General features: G+C 53.8%; 1 rRNA gene. It reads right to left on the minus strand.

The annotated features are described in order from the left end of the window. Window positions 1–439, minus strand: a 23S ribosomal RNA gene (locus FG154_RS20825); the annotation flags it as partial.

Here is a 439-nt window from a genome sequence, read left to right on the forward strand (position 1 = left end):
TCGCTGCGGCTCCGCATCTTCTGCTTAACCTTGCACGAGATCGTAACTCGCCGGTTCATTCTACAAAAGGCACGCCATCACCCGTTAACGGGCTCTGACTACTTGTAGGCACACGGTTTCAGGATCTCTTTCACTCCCCTTCCGGGGTGCTTTTCACCTTTCCCTCACGGTACTGGTTCACTATCGGTCACTAGGGAGTATTTAGCCTTGGGAGATGGTCCTCCCGGATTCCGACGGAATTTCACGTGTTCCGCCGTACTCAGGATCCACTCAGGAGAGAACGAAGTTTTGACTACAGGGCTGTTACCTCCTATGGCGGGCCTTTCCAGACCTCTTCATCTACCTCGTTCCTTTGTAACTCCGTACAGAGTGTCCTACAACCCCAAGAGGCAAGCCTCTTGGTTTGGGCTAATCCCGTTTCGCTCGCCGCTACTCAGGG

The organism is Cereibacter sediminicola (assembly GCF_007668225.1).
GTDB lineage: Bacteria > Pseudomonadota > Alphaproteobacteria > Rhodobacterales > Rhodobacteraceae > Cereibacter_A > Cereibacter_A azotoformans.